Raw genomic sequence first — 24,904 nt, 5'->3', positions numbered from 1 at the left:
GTGTAAGGTACTGCCCAATTTAAGATGGTGGACGCAGGAGGATTCGAACCTCCGACCGCTCGGTTCGTAGCCGAGTACTCTATCCAGCTGAGCTATGCGTCCATCTTAAAAATGGCGGAGAAAGAGGGATTCGAACCCTCGATAGAGTTTCCCCTATACACCCTTAGCAGGGGTGCGCCTTCAGCCACTCGGCCATTTCTCCACTCTGTGTTGCGGCGTGTATATTAATGTCTCAGGAAAATATGTCAAACAATTTTTAGAGCAGATCAGTGTGTTTGCCGACCTTTTAAACAATTTGCTGGTTATTTAAGTCATCTTACAAGATAGAGTAAATAACCGGCTCTCGTTTAGGGTGTTTTGAACAATTACTCAGTCTCGCTAAAATTGCCACCGTTGGTGTCTTTTTCAGCTTGAATACGCATATAAATTTCTTCACGGTGTACAGAAATGTCTTTTGGTGCATTAACACCAATTCGTACTTGATTACCTTTAACGCCTAATACAGTTACAGTAACTTCATCACCGATCATTAGGGTCTCACCTACACGACGTGTCAGTATTAGCATTCTTTTGCTCCTTTGCCTGTCTATGGCAGTATTTGTTATTACTGCTTAATTTGCCGGTATGATAACCCAGCATTGTTCCTTTTAAAACGCTTCAATCAGCTTCATTATCGCTAAGCGGCATTAAAGCCGCTCTTTTATATACGAAAAAGCTAATTCTAAAACTTTTGGTAAGTTTTCAACGTCAGTTGCGCCCGCTTGTGCCATATCTGGCCGGCCACCCCCTTTGCCACCTAATTGGTTAGCAGCCCATGCGACTAACTGCCCAGCATGCACTTTGGCGGTTAAATCCGCACTGACCCCAGCAATTAAACTCACTTTACCCTCTTGCGAACTTGCTAATAAAATCACGGTCGAGCCGAGTTTATTTTTTAATTCGTCTAACAAAGTACGCAACGCTTTGCCATCTGTATCAGGTAATTGTTGAATAAGTACTTGTACACCGTTTAATTGCTGCACGTTATCGGTTAACGATGCGCCAGCATAACTGGCCAGTTTACCCTTTAACTGCTCAATTTCTTTCTCAAGCGACTTAGCGCGGTCTAAGCTTTGCTGCACCCGCTCGGTTAAACTAAAAGTATCACCTTTTAATAAAGCCGCCGCTTGCTGTGCTTGCGCTTCTAATTGCTGAATGTAGCTAATGGCCGCTGCGGCGCAAACCGCTTCAATACGTCGAACTCCCGAAGCAATACCGCCTTCACTGACAATTTTGAAAACACCAATATCACCCGTTCTGTTGACATGGGTACCACCACAAAGTTCGATAGAAAAATCACCCATGCTTAACACACGGACTTCTTCATCATACTTTTCACCGAATAACGCCATAGCGCCGGCGGTTTTCGCATCATCAATCGACATAATGCGCGTTTGTAAGGCTAAGTTTAATTGGATCTGCTGATTGACCAGCTGTTCAATCTGCTGCAACTCGGCGGCTTTCACCCCTTCAAAGTGTGAGAAGTCAAAGCGTAAGCGCTCTGGCCCCACTAAAGAGCCTTTTTGCGTGACATGCTCACCGAGCACTTGACGTAACGCGGCATGTAATAAGTGCGTTGCTGAGTGATTTTTGCGGATCGCATCACGCCGCGCTGTATCAATCTTGGCATCTAAACGCATACCCACTTGCAGTGGCTGTTCGGCTTTACCTTGGTGGGCAAAAGCTTTACCGATTTTAACGGTATCTTGTACCGAAAAAAGTACACCTGTACTGTTATCTAACGTACCGGTATCACCCACTTGGCCGCCCGACTCCGCATAAAAAGGGCTGCTATCTAAAATCACTAAACCGCTATCACCCGCGTCTAATTGCGATACGCTTTGGCCATCTTTTAGTATTTCAACGACAAGTGCACTGCCCGCTTCTGCGGTATAACCGGTAAATTCAGTCTGTTGGTTGGAGCTCACTTGTTGATTGTAATCCACACCGAAGTTGCTGGCTTGCTGTGCACGTTTACGTTGCTCGGCCATCGCGCTATCAAAGCCCGCTTGGTCAATCGTTAAGTTACGCTCACGTGCTACATCGTTGGTTAAATCGACAGGGAAACCATAGGTATCATATAACTTAAACACCAGCGAACCGGGAATTTCGCTGCTGGTTAACGCCGCCAATTCGTCGTCTAGGATCTGTAAACCACGCTCTAGGGTTTTACCAAACTGCTCTTCTTCCAAGCGTAACGCTTTTTCGATGATGGCTTGTTTTGTTAGCAACTCGGGGTAGGCTTCACCCATCTGCGCCGCTAATGCGGCCACTAATTTGTAGAAAAACGCGCCTTTCGCACCTAATTTATTACCATGGCGCACCGCACGACGAATAATCCGGCGTAGCACATAACCGCGGCCTTCGTTCGATGGCATCACGCCATCAATAATTAAGAAAGCACAACTACGAATGTGGTCGGCAATCACCCGCAACGACTTATCCGATAAATCGCTCGCGCCAGTAACCGCTGCAGCCGCGTTAATTAACGAGACAAAGGTATCCGTTTCATAGTTGCTGTGAACGTGTTGCAAAATAGCGGAGATACGTTCTAAGCCCATACCGGTGTCCACACTGGGTTTTGGCAGTGGCTGCATTTCACCGCTGGCTAAGCGGTTAAACTGCATAAAAACGATATTCCAAATTTCAATAAAACGATCGCCATCTTCTTCTGGTGAGCCTGGTGGGCCACCCCAAATATCTTCGCCGTGATCGTAGAAAATTTCAGTACAAGGACCGCATGGGCCAGTATCACCCATTGCCCAGAAGTTATCTGAAGCGTATGGCGCGCCTTTGTTATCACCAATGCGGATAATCCGTTCAGCTGGCACACCAATATCGTTAAGCCACAGATCATAGGCTTCATCATCGGTAGCATAAATGGTGACTAATAATTTGCTCTTCGGCAGTTGCACCACTTCGGTTAAAAACTCCCAAGCATAACGAATGGCGTCTTGCTTAAAGTAATCACCAAAACTGAAATTACCGAGCATTTCAAAAAAGGTATGATGACGTGCGGTATAACCGACGTTTTCTAAATCGTTGTGCTTACCCCCCGCCCTGACACAGCGCTGAGACGAAACCGCGCGCGTGTAGTTGCGTTGGTCTTGGCCTAAGAACACATCTTTAAACTGAACCATACCCGCATTGGTAAATAACAAGGTGGCATCGTTACCTGGGATCAAGGAACTGCTCGACACAATGCTGTGGCCTTTGCTGGCGAAGAAATCTAAAAAGGCTTGCCGTACTGCGGCAGATGTCATACTCATGAAAAATCCTGTTCAGTTGTTCGGTTATTCATTCTGGTCAAAGACCGCCCGGATTTGCTCGCTACTAAAGCCGCGACGCTGCAAAAAAGCCATACGTTTTGCTTTGTCTTTGTAATCAACAATGGCTTTTTCACCAAATTTCTTGTGATAGGCTTGGCGGGCGAGATCCCACCAGTCTATTTCTTCTGCGGCAATCGCCGTAGCGAGTTGCTGCTCGGTCAATTTGTGTTGACGACACTCTTGCAAAATATAGCGGTAACCATAGCCTTGGCGGCAGCGGTTACGCAATATCATTAATAAAAAACGATCTTCATTCAGGTAGTTTTCACTACTGCACCACTCGAGCACTACCGCTAATTCTTCGGCTGTGGCGCCCTTTTGCTGTAATTTAACAGAAAGCGCAGCCCGACTGTAATCTCGCCGACTTAAATAATTCAGTGCGGCTTGGCGTAATTCCCGCTGTCTATCTGCCGTCACACTTCTAATACGCCATCTTGTTGTGATTTAACTTGCAGCGCAAACAGCTCATTAAATGACAAGAAAAACGCAATATGTAACACCGGCATCACCACGATTAAGCCCAGGAAAAAGGTCGGAACTGTTAAGATAATCAGTAGCAAACTTAATAAACCAAAACTTACTAGGGCCGGAATGTTACGCCAGCAAGCGATAAAACTGGCTTGCAATATGGTAAAAATGCGCTGTTCTTTTAAAAAATAAGCAATCGCCACGGCATAAGCAAACAGCATAGCGGTGATCAGGGTGGCAATTAATAACAAGAGTAAAGACCAGCTATAGCCTGCAGCCACATCAGGGGATTCTTGTGCTAATTGCATGGTGGCAAATACATCAACACGAAATTGCGCTAACGGAATAGAAATTAAAAAGTTAAGCGCGGCAATCACTAATAAAATGCGCCGAGTGGCGGGTTCTTTAAACGGTTGGAATAACCAGTCGATACTGATTTTTTGTTGTTGCTGCACACCTAATACCGCACGGTAAAAACCGGCCGTAATAAAGGGGCTGGCTAACACCGCAATAATTAGGGTGATCTCGTGCAAACTTGCCAATACGCTTAACGCGAGGGTCAGTAAAATCATCTGCACAAAAACGATGGGATATTGCTTAAAAATGCCCCAGGCGTTTTTTAACCACGCTATCGAGGCAGCTGCGCTGACTCTGCGGATAATTAACTTTATTTGAAACGGCTTTTCCACAGGCTCTCCAAAACAACACCGCTACACCAACACTGGTGTAGCGGAAGTATGATACTGCAAAAGCCGATTAATTAAGAGACTGAATACCGGAAAAACTTCAGCTTTACTTGCCAGATTAACTTAAAGTTTAACGGATATTCGGGCCTAACCACATTTCTGCCGTTGCAAGGTCCCAGTCTTTGCGCTGCGCATAATCCGCTACCTGTTCGGCATCAATTTTACTCACCGCAAAATATTTACTATCCGGATGCGCAAAGTACCAACCACTGACTGCGGCACCAGGCCACATGGCATAGCTTTCCGTTAATTTCATGCCAATTTGCGCTTCCACATCCAGCAACTGAAACAGCGTGCCTTTTTCGGTGTGCTCTGGGCAGGCCGGATAACCTGGTGCGGGTCGGATCCCTTGATATAATTCACGAATTAACTTTTCATTATCCAAAGTTTCATCGGCGGCATAGCCCCAATACTGGCGGCGTACCTGCATATGTAAAAACTCGGCTAAGGCTTCTGCCAGTCGATCGGCCAAGGCTTTGGCCATGATGCTGTTATAATCGTCATGCACTTTGACAAATTCAGCAGCAAACTCATCTGCACCAAAACCTGAGGTAACCGCAAAAGCGCCAACATAATCGGCAATACCAGAGCCGACGGGGGCAATAAAGTCACTTAAACAGCAGTTTGGCGCATTATTACGCAGGGCTAATTGCTGTCGCAAACCGTGTAAACGGCAGCGCTCAGTTTGCCGACTGTCGTCGGTATAAATAATAATGTCGTCACCGTCACTATTAGCCGGAAAAAAACCAAAGGCGGCTTTGCCAGCAATGCGTTTTTGCTGGATCATCTTATCCATCAAGGCATTGGCGTCTTGATACACTTTTCGTGCTTCTAAGCCCACTTCGGGGTGATTTAAAATTGCCGGAAACTTGCCCGATAATTGCCACGTAAGAAAAAACGGTGTCCAATCAATATAGTCGCGTAATTGTTGTAAATCGACATCTTGCCAATAATGCACGCCCGGCTGCACCGGTGCTGGCGCCACCTTGGCTAAATCAAGTTTAAACTTATTCTCGCGTGCCGCGCTTAAACTGAGCATTTTCTCGCCTGGGCGACTACGCAGATGTTGCTCCACCGCGATACGATATTCTTCGGTTACACGCGCTAAATAAGGCGGTTTGGCGTCTGCACTGATTAACGATTGCACCACCGATACGCTACGAGAAGCATTCGGTACATACACCACGCCATGCTGGTAATGTGGTGCAATCTTCACTGCGGTATGCGCTTTAGAGGTAGTAGCGCCACCAATTAATAACGGAATAGTAAAACCTAAGCGCGTCATTTCTTTAGCCACATACACCATTTCATCAAGCGAGGGGGTGATCAGGCCCGACAAACCAATCACATCGACATTACGTTCTTTGGCAACCCGTAAAATCTCTGCGCACGAGACCATAACGCCTAAATCAATCACTTCAAAGTTATTACATTGCAGCACCACGCCCACAATGTTTTTGCCAATGTCGTGCACATCGCCTTTTACCGTGGCTAACAAGATTTTACCTTGCGCTTGGCCACCCGCTTTGTCTTGTTCAATATAAGGCTGCAAGTAGGCCACGGCTTTTTTCATCACCCGCGCCGATTTAACCACTTGAGGTAAAAACATCTTACCTTCACCGAACAAGTCACCCACCACGTTCATGCCGTCCATTAACGGCCCTTCAATCACGTGTAAGGGCTTTTCTGCTTGTTGCCGTGCTTCTTCAGTATCTAATTCAATAAAATCGGTAATGCCTTTAACTAACGCGTGTTCTAAGCGTTTACCTACTGGCAAACTGCGCCAAGCATCATCGACTTTTTCAGCCACACTGCCATCGCCTTTAAACTGGGCCGCCACATCCAATAAGCGCTCAGTCGCATCATCACGCCGATTTAAAATGACATCTTCTACCCGTTCGCGCAGCAGTAGCGGAATATCATCGTAAACGGTTAACTGACCCGCATTGACGATACCCATATCCATACCTGCGGCAACCGCATGGTATAAAAATACCGAGTGAATGGCTTCGCGCACGGCGTCATTGCCACGAAACGAGAACGACACATTCGACACACCACCAGAGATTTTGGCGTAAGGGCATAACCGTTTAATTTCACGCGTGGCTTCAATAAAGTCGACCGCGTAATTATTGTGCTCTTCAATACCGGTGGCGACCGCAAAAATATTCGGGTCAAAAATAATGTCTTCGGGTGGGAAGCCAACCTGCTCGGTCAAAATGTTATAAGCCCGTTGACATATTTCAACTTTGCGCTGCTGCGTGTCCGCTTGGCCTTTTTCATCAAACGCCATCACTACCACGGCTGCACCGTAGCGTCGCAATAAGCGTGCTTGCTTTAAGAACGGCGACTCACCTTCTTTTAATGAAATAGAGTTAACCACGGCTTTGCCTTGAATGCACTTTAAGGCCGCTTCGATCACTTCCCATTTAGACGAGTCAACCATAATCGGCACCCGAGAAATATCGGGTTCAGAAGCGAGCAAGGTTAAATAACGCACCATGGCGGCTTTGCTATCGAGCATCGCCTCGTCCATATTGATATCGATAATTTGCGCGCCATTTTCAACTTGCTGCCGTGCCACATCGAGCGCGGCTTCGTAATCGCCTTTTAAGATCAGTTTTTTAAAGCGTGCCGAACCGGTTACGTTGGTGCGCTCGCCAATATTGATAAATCGTGCTTGCTGTCGCATTACCACTCCACCGAAAAAGCTTCTAACCCAGCCAAATGAAAACTATGGTCGGGTGTTTTAGGTTGACGGGCAGGCAAACCCTTTACCGCTTGGCTGATTGCAGCGATATGTTCTGGCGTGGTGCCACAGCAACCGCCAACAATATTTAAGAAACCTTGCTGCGCCCAATCGGCAATTTCTGCCGCCATCTCGGTTGCGCCTAAATCATATTCGCCAAATTCATTGGGTAAACCGGCATTCGGGTGTACTGAGACAAAAGCCGAGGAAATACCAGACAGGGTTTCGACATAGGGCCGCAATAAATCTGGGCCTAAGGCACAGTTCAAACCAAAGCTTACGGGTTCAACGTGGGCTAACGAATGATAAAACGCTTCTGTAGTTTGCCCTGACAAGGTGCGACCAGAAGCGTCGGTAATAGTGCCCGAGATCATCACTGGTAAACTATAACCAAGCTCGTCGAACACCTGTAATACGGCAAAAGCTGCGGCCTTAGCATTTAACGTATCAAAAATCGTTTCCAGCATAATGATATCCGCCCCACCGTCAACTAATGCCAGCGTGGCTTCCATATAGGCGGTGACTAACTCATCAAAGCTAACGTTACGATAGCCGGGATCGTTCACATCAGGTGAAATAGATGCTGTACGGTTAGTGGGCCCTAACACACCAGCGACATAACGGGGTTTATGCGGTTCGGTTACTAAAAATTCGTCGCACACTTGTCGTGCTAAGGCTGCCGCTTCACGATTAATCCGCGCCGCCAGATGCGACATTTGGTAATCTGCCATCGCAATCGTCGTCGCATTAAAGGTATTGGTTTCTATAATGTCGGCGCCTGCTTGCAAATACTGACGATGAATATCGGCAATTAACGCCGGCTGTGTTAGCACGAGTAAGTCATTATTGCCTTTTAAATCCGATGGCCAATCGGCAAACTCGCTGCCGCGATAACCGGCTTCATCCAACGTTTGCTGCTGGATCATGGTGCCCATGGCGCCATCCAGAATAAAAATGCGTTGCTGTAGCTGCGCTCGTAGGGCAGCGGGTGTCAATTTGCTTCGATTCATTTAACTGTTCTGCCCAATTTGGTTAATATCAAAAGGCGTGGCTTGGTAAACATAGTAGTTTAACCAGTTACTGAATAATAAAAAGGCATGCGCCTGCCATAGCTTCTGCGGCCCTTGTAACGGGTCGTTATTACGATAGTAGTTTTCGGGTAACAAGGCACTAATGCCCGCAGCTAGGTCGCGTTTATACTCTTCATCGAGGGTAGTAAGATCATATTCTGGATGGCCAGTAACAAAGATCCGGTTACCCCGACTGTTCTGTAGCAAGTAAGCCCCTGTGGCATCGGCTTCAGCCAAAATATGTAAGTCGGCATGCTGCTGATATTTTTGGATTGGCACTTGCGCATAACGTGAATGCGGCACTAAAAATTGATCGTCAAAGCCACGCACTAAGGGGCTTAAAGGCTGCTTCACGTCTTGCCAATACACCCCTGATAACTTCTCACCGCGGATCTCACGTTGTAAGCCATAATAATGATACAAGGCCGCATGCGCTGCCCAACACAAAAATAAGGTGGAGGTCACATGGGTATCGGCCCAACGTAAAATCTCGCCAAACTGCTGCCAATAGGTAACATCTTCATAGTTAACAAGGCCTAAAGGCGCCCCGGTAATAATTAAACCATCGTAGTTTTGATCTTGCACATCAGAGAAATAACGATAAAAACAATTGAGATGGCTTTCTGAGGTATGCTTACTAACATGATCATCAATGCGCAATAACTCGATATCTAATTGTAGCGGGCTATTGGCCAATAAACGCAATAATTGGATTTCGGTAACGATTTTATTCGGCATCAAATTCAGGATGGCGATCCGTAATGGCCGAATGTCCTGCGAAGCAGCGCGGCTTTCTGTCATCACAAAGACGTTTTCTGCTGATAAAGCCTCTACCGCTGGCAACTGATCAATGACTTTTACTGGCATAAGCTACTCCGCTCACAGATTAATGGCTTACTGTGCTGAAAAAGCAGCTCAATGTCAACTTCTATACGTTTAGATGGCTAAATATGCGGCAATTCTTTGCTGTGCGTGCTGCGGTTGGGTTATTAGTCTATTTCGGCATTGGCCGTATGACCCTCTAATCAAGCTGTCACCTTGTGGAGAGATAATTTCTTTTGCATCGTTAAAAAATTACTCCAAGAAAATTCGATACCATTTTTGTGCATCCTCCAGCTCCAGCTGAAGCTTTAGGCAGCGTTTAACGTTTTCGCCCTTGGCGAGATACTTTCTTTTGCGTCGCCAAAAAAAAGTACCCAAAGAAAATGCGACCCCACTTCCGCTCGAAAGCCCGGCTGCTCATGCGTTGTCCAAGGCGAAAACGTAACTCGCGCGGCGCTACCGTCGCCGCACTCAAACACCCGTTTTCTTAAAACCTTGGCCAACGATGATCAGTCGGCTCGCTTCAAAGGGGGAGTTAATATTCTTAGCGGTATTCGCTTGACTGAACAGCTTGCTGACGATGACGGTTTTTAATGTTTAGTTTCTGACCGTCAAGGATCGGATTGAAGCTTGGCAAGTTAACAGCGAAGTAAACTTTGGCTGGAGACGTGTTTTTCAGGGATGAAAAAGAGGAGCGTACAGGGAGGTATTTACAGCGTGCTCCAGCCAAAGCTTTATGCAGCGCTAAACGTTTTCGGCCTTGGCGAAAATGTTTTTTAAAGTTGTGACATACCGACATGACAACCCAAGATCTATTTAAAACGAAATATGCGGTAATCTAAGGTGTTGCTTTACAATCAGACCACTGTTGATTGCAGCCCCGTCACTATTCTAGCACTGTTGAACAACAAACATTGAGTCCACGCCTGTGCTCTGCAACAATGTACCCTCTATTCAATAGCGAATAATGGGATCCTCGCCATGCGCGTTATACCTACTCACCTCCGCGCTTTGTTTTATCTTTGGCTTCTTAGCGGGCTATGGCCAACGTTTGCCGAAGCAGAGTGGCAGCGCCAGCCGTTTCAAACCATGGGCACGCAAGCCTATGTCGAGTTTTGGACTGACGATAACAGCCAAGGCCCCTTGCTGATCAGTGCCGTGCAAAACGAATTTGAACGCATTAATCAACTGATGAGCCCCTACCTTGAAAGCAGTGAGCTGAGCTTACTTAACCGCGATGCTAGCCAGCAAGCGGTCACCATCAGTGAAGAGTTTTACCAGTTGTTACAGCAAGCCGAACAGCTCGCCGAATTAAGCGCCGGGGCCTTTGACATTAGCTTTGCTTCGGTCGGGTTTAGCTATGATTATCGCCAGCATGTCAAACCCAGTATCGAGGATTTAGCCGCGCAGCGCAGTTTAATTAATTACCAGCATATTCAGCTGCTGGCCAATAACCAAGTACGCTTTGCTAAAGCCGGTGTCAAAATAGATTTAGGCGGTATCGCCAAAGGCTATGCGGTGGAAAGGTCTATTGCGTTACTGGCGCAAGCGGGCATTCAACATGCATTAGTTACCGCCGGCGGTGACACGCGCTTATTGGGTGATAAACGCGGTCGTCCTTGGTTAGTCGCCATTAAACACCCACGTAAATCTGACGATATCGTGGCGCAATTACCGCTTATTAATAGCGCCATTAGCACCTCAGGGGATTATGAGCGGTTCTTTATCGAAGATGGCGTGCGTTATCATCATATTTTAGATCCGAAAAGCGGTACAAGCCCTTCGGGTTTAATGAGTGTAACCGTGTTAGGCCCCGACACCACACGCACCGATGCACTGTCGACTACCTTATTTGTGCTAGGGCTTGAACGAGGTATGGCACTGATTGAGCAACAGGCAGACTATGAAGCCATTTTTATCAGCAGTGAGCATCAATTGTATTTTTCATCGGGTTTAGCGCGCTAGCCCCTAAGGTTAAACAACCCACCCCAGCGCCAGCGCAACGTGCTATATCAATTGCTCTGCGCCATTAAACGATAGGCGCAAACGCCGTTAAGCGATCTTGGCTGGCGGCATTACCTAAACCATGGAAAGGCGCGACCTCACTGAGTCGCCCTTGCTCACCATGCAAGGCTAAATAATTGAGCATCACCGTTTGCACTAATAAATTGACATTATTGGCCGCCATCGATGAGCCCGTTTCAACCGACGCATCAGGGCGCATAAAACCAATTTGCTGATGACGCGCTTGCTCGAGCGCCGTGCCCCCCAATAAACTGGGGCGACCATTCGGGTTATACACCAGCATAGCTGAGGCGGCGGTTGATGAGTTATCACCGGTCCACTCGCCTTTGCCACGGCCATTTACGCTGTCATCAATACGGCCATTACTAGCCACCGAACCATCAGAATACAGATAAATCATTAAAGGCTGATTACGTCTGGCGGCATATTCTAAACAAGCGCCAATACAGCGGCCTGCGCGCAAATCACGTAGCTCGCCAGTACCCCGCTCGCCGGTGTGATAATCATAGCCACCAATGGTTACGGTGCCAGCTCCAGCAAAACCATTGACCACCAGCTTCATCACCGACGCGGTTTTACGAAATTCGGCATCGCCGTTAAATTCAGCGCTGGTAAAAATACCGCTATTACCCACAATATCTGGATCGGCTGCGGGATCCAGGGTCGCAGGATTACCGAAACGGTCGGCCAAATCAGCGCTTTTCACATAACCACAACGCACCAACTCTTTAATGACCTGATCCCGACTTACCGCCGAGTTCACCCGCGCTAATTTGTTATCACTTAAACGCTGGATCGATTCCATAACGGCAACGGCATCGTTTTGATCAAGCAGGCCAAACAAGTCGCCAACATCGACTAAACCGGTAACATCACTAGGTCTGTCAATCTTGGTTGGCCGCCACTCTGGATTATAAAACTCAGCGGGTGCCATCGAGTTAGCGCCAGAATCCGAATTACGCGAGCCAATCAAAGGCATCAGCGAGCCGTTAGCACCGGCTTTGGCAATAGCATACATCGGATTATGGGGGTTATTACCCGTATCATTTTCTGAGCGAGAGGGGATCACCGCGCCATTGGTCATGGCTTGCGTAGCCATGGTGGTTCGCTCTAATATGCCGGCTAACAATTGTGAATCACTATGAAAAGCTAAGCCCAACTGCGTATTGACAAAACCACCGGCCGGATTGGCGGCATTCACTGCGCTGGGCACCATATCGGCGGGCAAACCTAATTTGCTATAGCCTTGGGTTGACAGAAAATCTAACTGCCCCCCCGCGCCCCCGACCAAAATATTAGAGCCTGCGATGTTGGCGCCACCGGCCAGATCAAAACAAATAAAGGGGATCTTCCCTGCACCTTCGACGTTGATACCGCATTGGTTTTTCAACATTTCCAGATCAGGCGACAAACTGGCGTAAGCTTTAGTGGGATTGGCAAATAAGCTAAATACCGAGCCCGTGGTTAAAATACCGGCGCCAATACTCATGCCGCAGGCAATAAAGTCGCGCCGGGTGACGGGCTTGCTATGACAGGCATGTAACAGCGGCGCATCCGGGTGTAAGGCTTTTTTCGATTTCATCAAGAGCTCCTTAATACACGAGCATTTGTGCGCTCGCCAGCACCGCAGTGCAGGCGGCTTTAGCAATGGTTTGAGTGCGCTGGCTATCACAACTGCCATGACATTGGCTTAACCTGTCAACTAGGTTATTTAGCTCTACTCGCGCATCGCTGTTAGCGATATCTGTGGCCGCTTGCAAAGGCATAAAACGCTGCAGTAGCGGCTCAATCAAGCTATCCCGATTTGCGGGGCTCAACGCTTCAGCAGGACTGGCATTAAAATCAATGGCCGGAAACCACGCACTGCGCAACGTCGAATTACTGATTGCCGCATTACAGTAAGCGATCCCTAACTGAGTAATAGCCATTTGCTGCGCTGAAATAAAGGTTTCGATATTCGGCGTTGCCGGTAACTGCCGCGCTATGGTTTGATAGGTATTGGCTACCGCAGGGTTCGCTTGTGACACCCCGGTAAGCTGACTCATGCTGGCATGGATTGCCGCAAACGGCCGGATGCCAATATCGCTGCTACTGGAACTTGCCATACTGACGTCTTGTTGCGGAAAGCTTGCCTTGCTGCGTACATTGCTAAAGGCGCCAATCTCGGCGAACGATAAGAAAAACTCATCGCTATTCGCGCCCGACTCAGCCGCAATAATCGTGCCTAAGGCCGATAAGGTGTGAGGCTCGGTCAACACCGTACCTGTCGGCACGTTAAAGCGTTGCTTGATCCACGCTTGACCACCACTGCTCTCTTTACCGTTAATCGCTAACGCCATGCCGCTGATCGTTACATCGGCAGGTAAAGCGGCACCGTCTAAATTAATCAGATAAGGCTGACTAAACAGGTAAGAGTAATTATCAAACTGCGCCACCTCAAACACGATGTAGCTTTGCGGCAAATCAATTAAGTGGCCTATGGCAAACGGCAAATAGAACTTCTGGCCAACGCCAATACTGAAGTTTTGAGTGATTTGTGCTGCACTAAGCGCACGGTTATGAATGGCCAGTAAACGCACACTGCCCTGCCACTGCCGACTGCCATCCGCCTCACTGCCCAGCATTAAGGCAAAACTGTCATCCCAGTTACTGATACTCGCCGCCTCGCGTCGCACACCACTGTCTTGGCCATTGATATAAATACGCTGGCCGTTAACCGGATCTTGCGTGAGCACCACATGCTGTAAACTGGCTTGCAGCAACTCATCGGCATCGGCGGTGCTCAGTGCCGGCTGCCCAGCAAAATTGCTTGCACTGCTGCGTAGTAAAAAATCATAGTTGTATTGGGTTTGCCCTAAGGTCAGGTTTCGGCTAATGGCACTGCCGGCATAACTAACTATGGCCGCAGGCCCTGCTTGCACCACGTTGGCGGGGATCAGCCAGGCTTCAATGCTGAGCTCTCCGGTTGCGCCAATCAACCGCGCCAATTTGGCACTGCTCTGGGTACTGGCTTGCGCCCGACCACTGTTAATTTGCAAGCCCCAGCCAGTTAACCAGTTAAAATCGCCCTGTAAGGTTAAATTGGCCGCAGGCTCAACGCCAGAAGTATCAAACGCTTGGCTACCTTGACCTTCTTTAAATTGATAAAACGCAATTTGGTTACTTTCATAACGCCCACCGCTAGAAGCCACAACGCCATCTTCAAGTCGCAAGGCTTTAGAGGGCACTAAGGTAGGATCCAGTTCCGCTAAGGGGACAGCTTCGGCAATTTTGGTAATGGCAGCTAGCATTTGCGCCGCATCATTCGCACAATCGGACCAGCAGTTATGAAACTCTCCTCCTAGCCTGGCCACTAGGCGGGATAATGCGGGCCGATCTAAATTAATTAAACTACGGCTTGCCTGATAAGCCGCACTGAGATCATTGGCAGCAAAAAAAGGCGCTTGCGCTACCGTCGCAGAAGGCGCGTGGCAATTGAGACAATACTGCCGCACCAAAGGATAAACTTCAGCGGCAAATAAGCCCGGGCTCTCGGGCAAGGCTTTACTGGCACCGGCATCTCGGATCACCGGGGCAACTAATCGAACCGCAACTTGCTCTGCTCCGCTGGTATTGCCCCAGTTGCGTAACCACTGCGTAATGGTGTCAGCACAGGCAGTATTACTGCTTAGCCAGCAATTATGGCCACCCGCAACTTTTTGCACCAGCAAGGATTGCGCCGGATCGGCTAAATTAACCAAGGGTAAGGCGGCAGTGTAAGCCAGGTTAATATCATCACGGCGCACAAAAAAGGGTGCGGTATTACCCGGTTGATGGCAACTGCCACAGCGGTTGTCTGCCACCAAGTTATCCCACAAATTGAGTTTAAACTGCTGAATATCGGTAGTTTGAGGTGCAGGGCCGTTATAGTTGTTGGTGTTATTTGGTAACGCTGGCGGCGGATTTTGCTCAACTTCTGCGCCACCACAACCGAGCAACAGCATGATGGCTAGTACTAGTAAGAAAATTCGCATGTTCACTCCCCCATACAATAGGTGGCGGTGTCGGCGAACACCTGCTTTAAGTTATAACCGCTTTGACTAAACCGGTCGCGGGTTTGTTGGATCAAGCTGACATCGGCCAGGCTTTCTGGTGGCCGCAAACAGGTGGTTTCGAACACTTTTTTCACCTGACACTGCGCAAACGCCACCGAATTGGCTAATTCTTGGCCTAAGCTTTTCGCGCCATAACCTTCACCCGGTAAGCTGTTATCCCAACCCAGTGCTTGATTGCGCCCTTCCCGCCAATAGTTTTGCCAAAAATCATCTTCGGTTTTGTAACCCAGCGGGAAATTCCCCGAGTTAATATGGTATTTCGGCTGCACGCGACTGCCGGTTTGATTATGACTACTGCCTGTAGGCTGATAAAACAAGCGACCATTTTCCCCCGTTTCATCGGTAAATTGATAATCGTAATAAGCAAAAGCTTGCGCCAGCGGATCCATCCCGGCATGGCAGGCAACACAGCGATTATGAAAAATTCGGCTATCGCCACCGGGGCTGCGACTGACATCTTGGCGGATCCGATCGGTAGGCGTACTGCCATCTTTCAATGGCTCTAAATCGGTGCACAGCTGGCTCATTAACGTAAAACGCAGCATGGCACGATTGGTCCCTAAATAGAAAAACGCTTTTGCGCCAGCGCGACTGGTCATCACACCGGCACTGGCCTCAGCGGGAATGCCCAGCAAACTGCTTTGCGAGCGCGGTTCCAAATACTGTTGTAAATCGACCCCTTGCTGATCTAACGCAGCGTAATGCGCATTGTTATTGGCGGCGTAAGGCGGTAAGCCTAAGCTGTCCGCGGCCACATACAGCACGTCGGTTTGCAAAATCTGCCGAAAATCGACGTTATCACGCACCAAACCAATAATGGTGGCACTGTAATCATTCAGCGGTTCAAAAATATCCAAATCACGGTTGGTGGCCGGCGAGGCAAACAACTTTAGTGTGGTGCGATAAAAGTCTGGATGCTGCATTGCCACATTCGCGGCAGCCTGGGCGTTACCCTGCTCCAGTAACGTGGTCATTTGCTGCAAGGTTGCCGCATCAGCTGGCACGCCAGCTAAGCGATCATGTAAGCGTTTGGCTTGCTCTAAAGCACCAGCCGAGGCGGTAGAACTGCAGAACAGCGCTAACAGTAAGCCGAGTAAAAACCGCTTAGTATAGCTTTGCATAGTTATCTCCTGCCCGCTTAATCGGGTAAAAATGCGATAGTCCACTGCGATCGGGTCGGCGCCACATCCGCTGCGCCAAAATTCACCGCTTGCAAGCGCAGTTGTAACTGCCGCTCCAATCGCTCGTCATTTAATTCACTTTCGATAATCGACACCTGCGCCAAACTGCCATCGGGGTTGATAATCAGCTCAAACACCACCTTGCCTTTTAACAAGGGGTTGGCGCGCAACGCACGGTTGTACAAGGTGTATAAGCTACTTTTATTCGCTTCTAGTATTTGGCGAATACTGGCTTCGCTACGCCCACCCTGCGCCGCTGCATCCGCATTACCTGCACTACGACTGGTGGTGCTTGATGCGGGTGCTGAGCTGGCTAAACCACGTAGCTCGGCATCAGCTACACGCACATTTTCGGCTTGCGCTAACTCAGCACGCGCAATATCCGAGCTCACTGCAACAGCCGCTTTCGCCGCTGTCTTCGCTAACACGGGGTTGGCGATGGTATCGGGCTCAGTTACCGCAGCACTTTGCTGTCCCTCGCGTTGTAATTGCGGTGCTTGGCGGTTAACCGTAAAGGTTTGCCTTAAGGCCGCTAACTCATCTTGCATGGCTAATAACCCCGCTTGCTGTGCGGTAGCGCGGGCTTGCTCTGGCGTAACCGGGCTGGCTTCAACGACTTTCGCTTCAGGCTTGGCTATCGGCTCAGGTTCGGGCTCGGGAAGCGGCTCGGGCTCAGGCAGTACAATCGGCTCAGGGGGGATAATTTCCCGCTGCTCCAGTACCACTCGTGCTAACTGTGGCGGTAACTGTTCTAACTGCGTACGACTGCGCTCAGGCACTTGATACAGCGGTATGGCAATCGACAACACCAGTAACAGCAGCAAGCCGGCAATCACCACCCGAGTAAAAACGGTATCTTCATCTTGCCAGCTCGCGTGCTGTTGCCAAGTCAGTGTGCTCATGGCGTTGCCTCCAACACCTTACTGCGCTGCTCAACGGCTAATGAAATATCGCGATACTCAGTGCCGGCACACATTGCCATTAAACGCCGCAGCACGGCATAGGGGGTGCTGGCATCAGCTAAAATGGTCAGCGGTCGCCCCAGTGCTTGCTGCTCTTCTGTGAGCGCAGCGGTGCGACCGGCTAAATAGTTCAGCTCTTGCTGCACCGCCTCGCTTAATTCCTTTTGCCATAATTCCGGCGCTTGTAGCCAATCACCGCGCCAGATAGCTTTGCCTTGAATTAACACGCCATTTGCCGTCACAGTGAGTAACACCTGCTCACGCGGTAACTGTTCTGACACCGATTGCGGCAAACTCATGTCTTTATTACTGGGTAATACCACCACATCGGACTGATTCACCATCAAGAAAAACACCAAGATGGTAAAAATATCCATCAACGCCACCAGGTTTAATTTTGAGCTTTGCGCCAGTCGTTTGTGTTGCTTGAGCATGCGTTTTGCACGAAATGATTGCTTCATTCTGTGACCTCGCTGGCGCCAGCGGGCAACTGCCCCAAGGAAATAACCGGAAACAACTCCGCATCAACCACCGAGGCGGCAACTACGGTTTTAAACGAGCGCACCGTGTCCATGGCACTGACTAGCGTTTGGTAATCTAAGTCTTCTGGTGCCAGTAAACGGATTTCACGTTTATCAATTTGTTGCTGCTGCCAAGTCAGTTTCAGATCTTGTAAAAATGCGGAGAGCGCCGCGAAGTCAGGTTCTGCGTCTGGCGTGTGGCTAAATTCCCGCAGTAACTGACCGGCCGGATAATTTAAGCGCAGCCGATCGCTTCGCAGCTCCAATTCCAGCACTTGCGGATCCTCTCGCTCTTGCTGCATTAACTGCTCAACTTGGGGCGGCAGTTGAATGCTCAGCACGCGGATCTGAGTAAACACTAAGCTCAGCAACAACACGGGCACCAACACAATCATCAGATTCATAAAGGAGGTGATGTCGAGCTCAGCGTCGTTTTGCTTAATTTTATGCTTTCTGATCATCCCGGCCACCCGTAAAACGTTGTCCGATACTGTTCATCAATTTGATGCCGGCCATCTCCATGGTGTCGACAATGCTAGCCGTTTTACTTTGTAATAATGCATGCACAAAGACCAACGGGATCGCGGTCATCAAACCGAAGGCGGTGGTGTTCATCGCCACCGAAATACTGGATGACAATAAGCTGGCTTTTTCAGAAGGATCGGCATTTGCTACCGCCGAAAAGGCAGCGATTAAACCCACAATGGTACCGAGTAAACCGAGTAAGGTGGCGACATTGGCTAGGGTGGCTAAAAACGGCGTGCGTTTTTGCAAACGCAGGCTGTATTCCAGTACCACTTCTTCCATGGCGTACTCCATATCTTCACGCCGATGTGATGACGATAAGCGATTGACACCGCTGGCGAGCATTAAACCTATGGCGGTTTGGCTCGATTCCGCTTGTGTTAAGATCGCTTGGGTATCGGCCGCGGCAATGGCCGGTTGTAACTGGCGATAAGCTTTTTGGTTATTGGCATACACGCCGCGTAAAAACCACCAACGCTCAATCGTAATGGCTATACCTAAAATCAAAATAAAGGCGATAGGGTAAATAAAATAGCCGCCTTCCTGCAAAAACCGCACTATGCTGTTAACGAAATCCATGCTGTAACCCTCTTAATTATTTTTAGTAGATACGGTATTGGCTGGTTGCTGTTGTAGCGACTGAGCCTCAATAAAACGCAGAAATTGCTGGCGATCCAGCGGCTGTATGGGTGCCGGTGGCACATCAAGCCCCGGCGCCGGAATACGAATTTGGGCAATACTGTCTTGCCATGGCAAGACATACAAGGTGCGCGGTTGCTCTTGGTTACCACTGATAGTGGTGCTGACATCAACCCGTACGCTCGCTGCCGCTTTGTTGGTTGCAGCAGCCGAGGGTTTAGGCTCTGGCAAGGCGCGGTTTTGTTGCTGCGCCAGTGTCGCACTCGACAGCAGCAATACACTTAGATAGGTGGCGGACATGAGATAATTCTTCATGTGTTACTCCTGTTGTGGCAGCAAACTCAGCCAAGCTTCAGCCAGCGGATCGCCGGTAAGTTGCTGATATTGCGTGTAGTGATAACGAGCCTGCTCGGGTTGCTGTAAATACAGCTCATACAAAAACCCCAGGTTTTTATGCGCATCTGCATAATCGGCCTGCTGGTTTAACGCCGCCAACCAATGCCGCTCGGCTTGTCGAAAATGCCCCGCCTGGCGCGCTATCACGCCAAGTAAATTGCTGGCTGCCACATAATCTGGCCGCAGTTCAAGCAGCTGGGTAAGCTGTAAACGTGCGGCTTCAGTCTGTGCTAATTGCCAATAGCACAGCGCCAAGTTGTAACGGATCCCTGCAGCGGCAGGGACGGCTTCAGCCAAAGGCTGCAATAATTGACTCGCGCCAGCGTAATCTTGTTGACGCATGAGTGTTTTTGCTTGCTGATAGCGCTCGGCTAAATCGGCAGTCAACGCTGGCCAAACCGTGGGGCTAGTTACCGCAGTTGCCGTGGCGTTGTGGGCCACAGCATTGGGTTCAGCTTGTACCTCTGTGGGGGCGCTAACACTGGGCTCGGTCACCGGCAGTAATGTTGAAATTGCAGCGCAATGGCTTAGCAATAACAACATGCCAAGCGCAGCACTGACACGGCGCAGCACTCGCCAAGGCTGAGCGAGGCTTTGTGCAACTAGGATGTTGCTACTGTGGTGTTTAATAAGCGTCATCGGCCAGCTCCAAGTACACTTCGGGTTTGCGATAACGCGCCGGCGATAATTCGGCTAACTTAGCAAAACTGGCGGCAACCCACTTATCGTATAGCGGCTGCGTCACCAAGGCGGCATTTTGCTGGTGAATTTCAATCGCCAACTCTTCAAACGGATAGGCTTGCTCTTCTAACAATAAATCATATTGCTCTAGCGCTAGCGCATCTAACCCCTTGGGCCGCTGCGAAGTTAACAAGGCACCGGCCATCTGTTGATACAAACTGGCCACCTGATATTGCGCTTGGCTGTAAAAGTCGGCGACTTGCCAGTCCATGCTCGTTTGCAGCTGCTCAATGGCCGTGGTCATGTGAGCTTGTTTTTTGCGTAAGTTATCGCGCAGCGGTTGTTGCAGCAGCACGGCTTCAAACAACCGGCTGTGATATAACCCTAGCTGTAATGCTGCATCGGCGGCCAAATAACGACTGCGCTCAGTGCCCTGAGCTTGTTGCTGCTCGGCACTGACGAGTTGCTGATACCAAAAATTACGCCGAGTCAGATCATTATCCGCTTGATACAATTGCACTAACACCGCCCGCGCTTCTTGCGCAGCTAAATGCGGCTCAGGATAGCGATTGGCATAATTGCGATAAGCTGACCGCGCGGCATCGCGGTTGCCAGCGCGTAAATAATAATCGGCGGCTTTAGCCAATATACGTTGTTGTTCAGATCCCTCAGCCAAGCGTTCAATTTGTGCACTGAGTAAATCGGCCGCTTGCTGCCAATCTTGTAACTGCTCATAGCTATTTAACAATGCCAAGCTAATCGCCGTTTGCTCGGTGCTATTTGGGTACTGCTGCTGATAAGCGAGCATTAACTCAATCGCCTCAGCCCAAGCTTGTTGCTCTAGCTGCAAACTGATTTGCTGATATGCCGCGCTTTGATGATATTCCGAAGTGGGTAACGCTAATAAGCGTTGCAAATGGGCTAACTGTGCGCCAACCGATAAATAGCCTAGCTGTGCTTGCTGATAAATCGCTGAGGCGCGCTGCGCCGTTAATAACTGCGTACGGTTGCGACCTAACTCGCTAGCATCGTTTTGATACAACGCCAGCAACGGTTCAATGCTTTGCTCTGCTGCGGCAAAGTCGTCTTGCGCTAATAGCGTTTGACTGACAATAAAACGCGCTTCATTTACTAAAGCTGGCTGGCTTAACTCTGGATGGGGCCATTCTGTTACGCGACGGGCGAAACTGGCGACTTCAGCAAAGGCTTTACGCTGATACTGATCGGTCAGTTGGTTTAAGGCAATTTGCTGTGCCGCAGGATGCCGGCTGTGCCAACGGACAAATTGGTTTTGCTCATGCCACCAAGCAGCCGACAGCTCGGATAAATCCTCACTGTTATTCATCTTGGCCGTGGTATAAATGCGCTCACTCAGTAATAAAGCGCGGTATGCCGCCTGCTCGGCACTGACATTGCGTGCGTTCAAATCAACCACGCCGTACCCCAGCTGCTGATAGAGTGCGAGCGCAGGTTTAGGCTGACCGCTTGCCGCTAACGATTCGGCCAATAAATAGCGCACATCATCGGGCCACAATAAACTGTCATCGACTTGTTCAGCAGCAACAAACGGCTGTATTACTAGCAATTGCTGCCAAAACGGCACCGCTTCTGCAAATAAACTCGCTTGCTCGGGCACTGCGGCTTGCTGGGCTAACTGATAACGTTGCCGGGCAAAATAATCGAGGTATTGCGCCAAGATGGGCGCTAAGTCTGCTTGCTCATGCGGTAGCGCTTTTTGCCAAAAGGCACTGGCGGGGCCAAATAAACTGACAAAGCTCAACTGTGCCTGCTCGGCAGCCGCAGCATCGGCCTGTGCTAAATGGTATTGCACAATCTTCAATTGCATCTGTGCTGCTTCTAATGCGAACGGCTGATAAGTAATAAATTGCCGATAGCTGTCAAGCGCCGCTTGCTGCAGATCTTTTTCAAATAAAAAGTCGGCCAAGCCCTGAAATAACTGCGCCTGAAACGCCAAGGGCCGACGTTCTGCCGCTTTATCTTGATAAGGCGTACGCTGCAACAAGGCTAATAAACTGCTCGCCTGCTCTTGATAACTCAGCGAAATACTTAAAATGCGTTGTAACTCTTGCTGCAGGCTTTGTTGTTCATCCAAGCTGTTTGGCTGCACAGTCATATCCAGCGCCAACAAGAAAGCTTCATCCGCTTGCGCATACTGCTGTAACTGAAAATGGCTCCAGCCACGCATATACAACGCATGCAGCTTTAGTTCCGTTTTAGCGACCCCCAATACTTGGTTAAAGGCTTTTAAGGCGGCGCTATAGTTAGCCTGACTGTAATCAATATCACCTATTCGAAACCATAACTCGGCAGCAAATTCGCTACGCGGGAACTGCTGTAATAAGCGTTGCATTTGCTGCTGTGCCGCCGCGTTGTCGCCACTTAAATCTAAGGCCCGAGCTAACTGATAGCGGATCAGTTCGTTATTCAGATCATCCGGATACGCTTGTAAAAGCTGTTGATACTGGGCAATTAAACTGGCCAAGGCTTGTTGCTCAGCGGCAGGAGGCAAAGCCATCCGCTCTAATTGTTGGGTATTCAGCTGCGACAGCCGATACAACACTTTTTGCCGTACATCGGCCGCCGGTGCGAGGGCTAATAACGATTGATAAACCTGTTGTAATTTATCGGCATTAACCGTTTCGGGTGGCTCAGTACTGAGTGGGGTATAAGGCATAAACTCACCCAGAGTGGGCCGACGCACCACTTTTTCAGTTGGCGTGCTGCAGGCTGTTAAGAGTGTCGTGGCGAGTACAGACAGTAGCAACCATGGCATTGGGTGACGCATCAGTTGGCCTCCTCGGTGCTCAGCAACACTTGCTCCATTAACCGCGCAATGGCTTGGGTGTTCAGTCGTTGTAAGGCCATCAGCTGCTCGCGCTCTGCTAAACGTTGTTGTTGTAACGCCTGATTCAAGGACCTCAATAATTGTTGTTGTTGTTCTGCCAGCAACACGCTAAAGCCTTGCTCATTAGCCATGCTTTGGGTTAATTGTTGCTGCTGCGCCAATAGCCGAGTGGTTTTACCCTCTAACGCGGCTAAGCGCTGAATACCGCTATCAATCTGCTGTAACTCAGCGGTTAGCTGTTGCTGCAACTGGGCTAACTGATAACTGCGCTCGGCACTATTTTGTTGATAGTGCCAGGTTAATAAGCCTTTAAGCCGCTGTAAGCGGGCATTTTCTGCGGTCATGTCGCGCCCATCTGCCGCTAACTGCTGAAGCCGGCTGCTGGCCCGCGTGAGCATGTGTTGGTGTTGGCTAAAAGCCTGCTCAGCATCGTTAAGCCACAACAATTGTGCCATCGGCTCGGTTTGCGCTTGGCGTATCGTCTCGGCTAAGGCAGCACTTTGTGCCTGCAAGCCTTGCTGTTTAGCCGTTAAACGGGGCAAAGCTTGAGTCAGTAATTGCTGTTGCTGTAACAGCTTGCTTTGCACCGCGTCAGTTAAATGCGCTAAACGCGCTAACCGTTGCTGCTGCTGTTGCTGCAACTGCGCCACGGCGTCTAATTGCCGGTTTAATTGATATAACGCGGACTGTTGGCGTAATTGATAAAACTGCCACGGCGTTAACGTATCTGGATTAGCCAATTGCTCCGCACTGACAGGCACCCGATAACCGGCATTAGCCGTTAATTGGCGTTGATAATATTGCTCAGCCCAGCGGTAAGCCGCTAGCGCCTGTTGCTGCTCAAAGGTGAGTTCCAGTTGCATACCGATTTGATGTGCTGCCAGCCAACTCGCTGGCGCCAAAGGGTAACGCGTAATTAATTGCTGCAATACGGCTAATAACACCGGGATCTGTCGGTTTTCGATCAACACATCACGGTATAGCGTCATAGCGGGTAAGGTGAGCACGCTATTGCTGGCAAAGCCGCGCAGCACTTGTTGCGCTTCGGCCCAGCGTTTTTCATCCACTAACAAACCGGCTTTTAGCAGCAATAAGTAATCGGCCAAGGCATCGCGTTCGACCCGATCATCACTGCCCATGGCGGTGCTTGGCTCGCGAAAGAGTTGCTGCCAAAAACTCATGGTGGTTGGCTTAGATAACGCGTTATTTAACCTCGCTAACAATTGTAATGCCTGTGCGCTTTTTTGCTGTTGGCGCAGCGCCAAGATATGGTTAATGACCACATAAGGTAATTCAGCTTGACCCGCCAATTGCTGAAACACTTTGTCATCAAAGGGGGTTATATTGGGCCAAGTTAACATCTGCTGCAATAAGGTCGCTTGCCCGGTTAACTGCAACAGCGGTGCAGAGAGCTTGGCAAAGTAAAAGCGCGCCTGCTCCGGTTGCTGTTGCTCAAATTGATATTGGCTAAATTGCAACAACGCCACGTTGCGTAACTCTTGAGGTAAAGCCCCACTGACCGTTTGCTCGGCTAGCAGTTGCTCTAATAATGCTGCCGTGGCCGCAGGCATGTCTAATTGCAAAAATAAGCCGGCTTGCAACAAACGAGCTTTGGCCGCGGGCTCGGGTGCCAAACTTAAATGCAACAGCGCTTGATAATCATCGTCGCGAAAAAAATGCCACGCTGCCAGCCGATACTGCTTTTCTGTTTGCAGTAAAGACTCGGTAGCCTGTGCACTCGGTGCGCTTAGCAGCAGCGTCAACAGCACACTGCAGCAGCTGAACAGGCGA

Annotated in this window: 19 protein-coding genes and 2 tRNA genes; 1 reads left to right on the top strand and 20 read right to left on the bottom strand. The window is 49.4% G+C overall.

Going from position 1 to position 24,904, the window contains the following annotated elements:
• Nucleotides 1–25: 25 nt before the first annotated feature.
• From JAO78_RS01885 to JAO78_RS01845, 9 genes are all read right to left on the bottom strand, one after another.
• Nucleotides 26–102: transfer RNA gene (locus tag JAO78_RS01885), tRNA-Arg, on the bottom strand.
• Between the two features lie 10 nt (nucleotides 103–112).
• A tRNA-Ser gene (locus JAO78_RS01880) sits at nucleotides 113–202 on the bottom strand.
• Nucleotides 203–365: 163 nt separating this feature from the next.
• Nucleotides 366–566, bottom strand: coding sequence for a carbon storage regulator CsrA (gene csrA / locus JAO78_RS01875; RefSeq protein ID WP_226749658.1), 201 nt, complete (start codon nucleotides 564–566; stop codon nucleotides 366–368).
• A gap of 120 nt (nucleotides 567–686) precedes the next feature.
• Nucleotides 687–3,308: an alanine--tRNA ligase gene (gene alaS, locus JAO78_RS01870; RefSeq protein WP_226749657.1), complete on the bottom strand. Its 2,622-nt coding sequence runs from the start codon at nucleotides 3,306–3,308 to the stop codon at nucleotides 687–689.
• Nucleotides 3,309–3,332: 24 nt separating this feature from the next.
• Complete coding sequence (locus JAO78_RS01865) at nucleotides 3,333–3,785, bottom strand: regulatory protein RecX (protein WP_226749656.1); 453 nt, start codon at nucleotides 3,783–3,785, stop codon at nucleotides 3,333–3,335.
• Nucleotides 3,782–4,525, bottom strand: a complete 744-nt coding sequence (locus JAO78_RS01860) for a DUF2189 domain-containing protein (protein ID WP_226749655.1) — start codon at nucleotides 4,523–4,525, stop codon at nucleotides 3,782–3,784. The genes JAO78_RS01865 and JAO78_RS01860 overlap by 4 nt, the downstream gene beginning before the upstream one ends.
• Before the next feature lie 127 nt (nucleotides 4,526–4,652).
• Entirely contained in the window at nucleotides 4,653–7,274 is a 2,622-nt protein-coding gene (gene metH / locus JAO78_RS01855) for a methionine synthase (RefSeq protein ID WP_255654329.1), read from the bottom strand.
• The gene (locus JAO78_RS01850) at nucleotides 7,274–8,341 is read right to left on the bottom strand and encodes a homocysteine S-methyltransferase family protein (protein WP_226749653.1); all 1,068 of its coding nucleotides are present in this window, start codon (nucleotides 8,339–8,341) and stop codon (nucleotides 7,274–7,276) included. Before JAO78_RS01850 ends, metH begins: the two co-directional genes overlap by 1 nt.
• Nucleotides 8,342–9,268 (bottom strand): homoserine O-succinyltransferase, encoded by a 927-nt coding sequence (locus tag JAO78_RS01845; RefSeq protein WP_226749652.1) that lies wholly within the window; start codon nucleotides 9,266–9,268, stop codon nucleotides 8,342–8,344. It lies immediately after the preceding gene.
• Nucleotides 9,269–10,204: 936 nt separating this feature from the next.
• On the opposite strand from JAO78_RS01845, the gene JAO78_RS01840 reads away from it, so the two are divergent.
• On the top strand, nucleotides 10,205–11,188 hold the full coding sequence (locus JAO78_RS01840; RefSeq protein WP_226749651.1) for an FAD:protein FMN transferase: 984 nt from the start codon (nucleotides 10,205–10,207) through the stop codon (nucleotides 11,186–11,188).
• A gap of 64 nt (nucleotides 11,189–11,252) precedes the next feature.
• Here the strand turns inward: JAO78_RS01840 and JAO78_RS01835 are convergent, their stop codons facing one another.
• Genes JAO78_RS01835 through JAO78_RS01785 form a run of 11 tightly spaced genes read right to left on the bottom strand, consistent with a single transcriptional unit; the run spans nucleotide 11,253 to nucleotide 24,882 of the window.
• Nucleotides 11,253–12,830 carry a general secretion pathway protein GspF gene (locus JAO78_RS01835; RefSeq protein ID WP_226749650.1) on the bottom strand — a complete coding sequence of 526 codons (1,578 nt, stop codon included), beginning with the start codon at nucleotides 12,828–12,830 and terminating at the stop codon, nucleotides 11,253–11,255.
• Nucleotides 12,831–12,840: 10 nt separating this feature from the next.
• A complete protein-coding gene (locus JAO78_RS01830; protein WP_226749649.1) occupies nucleotides 12,841–15,261 on the bottom strand; it encodes a LamG domain-containing protein in 2,421 nt (806 codons plus the stop codon).
• Between the two features lie 2 nt (nucleotides 15,262–15,263).
• Nucleotides 15,264–16,463, bottom strand: coding sequence for a hypothetical protein (locus JAO78_RS01825; RefSeq protein WP_226749648.1), 1,200 nt, complete (start codon nucleotides 16,461–16,463; stop codon nucleotides 15,264–15,266).
• A 17-nt stretch (nucleotides 16,464–16,480) separates the two neighbouring features.
• The gene (locus tag JAO78_RS01820; protein WP_226749647.1) at nucleotides 16,481–17,425 is read right to left on the bottom strand and encodes an AgmX/PglI C-terminal domain-containing protein; all 945 of its coding nucleotides are present in this window, start codon (nucleotides 17,423–17,425) and stop codon (nucleotides 16,481–16,483) included.
• A complete protein-coding gene (locus JAO78_RS01815; RefSeq protein WP_226749646.1) occupies nucleotides 17,422–17,946 on the bottom strand; it encodes an ExbD/TolR family protein in 525 nt (174 codons plus the stop codon). The genes JAO78_RS01820 and JAO78_RS01815 overlap by 4 nt, the downstream gene beginning before the upstream one ends.
• On the bottom strand, nucleotides 17,943–18,467 hold the full coding sequence (locus tag JAO78_RS01810) for a biopolymer transporter ExbD (protein WP_226749645.1): 525 nt from the start codon (nucleotides 18,465–18,467) through the stop codon (nucleotides 17,943–17,945). The genes JAO78_RS01815 and JAO78_RS01810 overlap by 4 nt, the downstream gene beginning before the upstream one ends.
• Entirely contained in the window at nucleotides 18,451–19,110 is a 660-nt protein-coding gene (locus JAO78_RS01805) for a MotA/TolQ/ExbB proton channel family protein (protein ID WP_226749644.1), read from the bottom strand. The genes JAO78_RS01810 and JAO78_RS01805 overlap by 17 nt, the downstream gene beginning before the upstream one ends.
• Nucleotides 19,111–19,122: 12 nt before the next feature.
• Nucleotides 19,123–19,485 carry a hypothetical protein gene (locus JAO78_RS01800; RefSeq protein WP_226749643.1) on the bottom strand — a complete coding sequence of 121 codons (363 nt, stop codon included), beginning with the start codon at nucleotides 19,483–19,485 and terminating at the stop codon, nucleotides 19,123–19,125.
• Nucleotides 19,486–19,488: 3 nt separating this feature from the next.
• On the bottom strand, nucleotides 19,489–20,205 hold the full coding sequence (locus tag JAO78_RS01795) for a tetratricopeptide repeat protein (protein ID WP_226749642.1): 717 nt from the start codon (nucleotides 20,203–20,205) through the stop codon (nucleotides 19,489–19,491).
• Entirely contained in the window at nucleotides 20,192–23,053 is a 2,862-nt protein-coding gene (locus JAO78_RS01790; RefSeq protein ID WP_226749641.1) for a tetratricopeptide repeat protein, read from the bottom strand. Before JAO78_RS01790 ends, JAO78_RS01795 begins: the two co-directional genes overlap by 14 nt.
• Complete coding sequence (locus tag JAO78_RS01785) at nucleotides 23,053–24,882, bottom strand: hypothetical protein (RefSeq protein ID WP_226749640.1); 1,830 nt, start codon at nucleotides 24,880–24,882, stop codon at nucleotides 23,053–23,055. Before JAO78_RS01785 ends, JAO78_RS01790 begins: the two co-directional genes overlap by 1 nt.
• Between the last annotated feature and the right edge of the window lie 22 nt (nucleotides 24,883–24,904).

It is taken from the genome of Alishewanella maricola, from assembly GCF_016343785.1.
Taxonomy (GTDB): domain Bacteria; phylum Pseudomonadota; class Gammaproteobacteria; order Enterobacterales; family Alteromonadaceae; genus Alishewanella; species Alishewanella maricola.
The sequence above is the reverse complement of the archived record's forward strand: the minus strand, read 5'-3'. Positions and strand labels throughout refer to the sequence as shown.

Excerpts from the sequence above, each read along its gene's own strand:
- csrA (WP_226749658.1), bottom strand. The coding sequence starts at position 566 with ATGCTAATACTGACACGTCGTGTAGGTGAGACCCTAATGATCGGTGAT.
- alaS (WP_226749657.1), bottom strand. The coding sequence starts at position 3,308 with ATGAGTATGACATCTGCCGCAGTACGGCAAGCCTTTTTAGATTTCTTC.
- metH (WP_255654329.1), bottom strand. The coding sequence starts at position 7,274 with ATGCGACAGCAAGCACGATTTATCAATATTGGCGAGCGCACCAACGTA.
- JAO78_RS01850 (WP_226749653.1), bottom strand. The coding sequence starts at position 8,341 with ATGAATCGAAGCAAATTGACACCCGCTGCCCTACGAGCGCAGCTACAG.
- JAO78_RS01845 (WP_226749652.1), bottom strand. The coding sequence starts at position 9,268 with ATGCCAGTAAAAGTCATTGATCAGTTGCCAGCGGTAGAGGCTTTATCA.
- JAO78_RS01840 (WP_226749651.1), top strand. The coding sequence starts at position 10,205 with ATGCGCGTTATACCTACTCACCTCCGCGCTTTGTTTTATCTTTGGCTT.
- JAO78_RS01835 (WP_226749650.1), bottom strand. The coding sequence starts at position 12,830 with ATGAAATCGAAAAAAGCCTTACACCCGGATGCGCCGCTGTTACATGCC.
- JAO78_RS01830 (WP_226749649.1), bottom strand. The coding sequence starts at position 15,261 with ATGCGAATTTTCTTACTAGTACTAGCCATCATGCTGTTGCTCGGTTGT.
- JAO78_RS01825 (WP_226749648.1), bottom strand. The coding sequence starts at position 16,463 with ATGCAAAGCTATACTAAGCGGTTTTTACTCGGCTTACTGTTAGCGCTG.
- JAO78_RS01820 (WP_226749647.1), bottom strand. The coding sequence starts at position 17,425 with ATGAGCACACTGACTTGGCAACAGCACGCGAGCTGGCAAGATGAAGAT.
- JAO78_RS01815 (WP_226749646.1), bottom strand. The coding sequence starts at position 17,946 with ATGAAGCAATCATTTCGTGCAAAACGCATGCTCAAGCAACACAAACGA.
- JAO78_RS01810 (WP_226749645.1), bottom strand. The coding sequence starts at position 18,467 with ATGATCAGAAAGCATAAAATTAAGCAAAACGACGCTGAGCTCGACATC.
- JAO78_RS01805 (WP_226749644.1), bottom strand. The coding sequence starts at position 19,110 with ATGGATTTCGTTAACAGCATAGTGCGGTTTTTGCAGGAAGGCGGCTAT.
- JAO78_RS01800 (WP_226749643.1), bottom strand. The coding sequence starts at position 19,485 with ATGAAGAATTATCTCATGTCCGCCACCTATCTAAGTGTATTGCTGCTG.
- JAO78_RS01795 (WP_226749642.1), bottom strand. The coding sequence starts at position 20,205 with ATGACGCTTATTAAACACCACAGTAGCAACATCCTAGTTGCACAAAGC.
- JAO78_RS01790 (WP_226749641.1), bottom strand. The coding sequence starts at position 23,053 with ATGCGTCACCCAATGCCATGGTTGCTACTGTCTGTACTCGCCACGACA.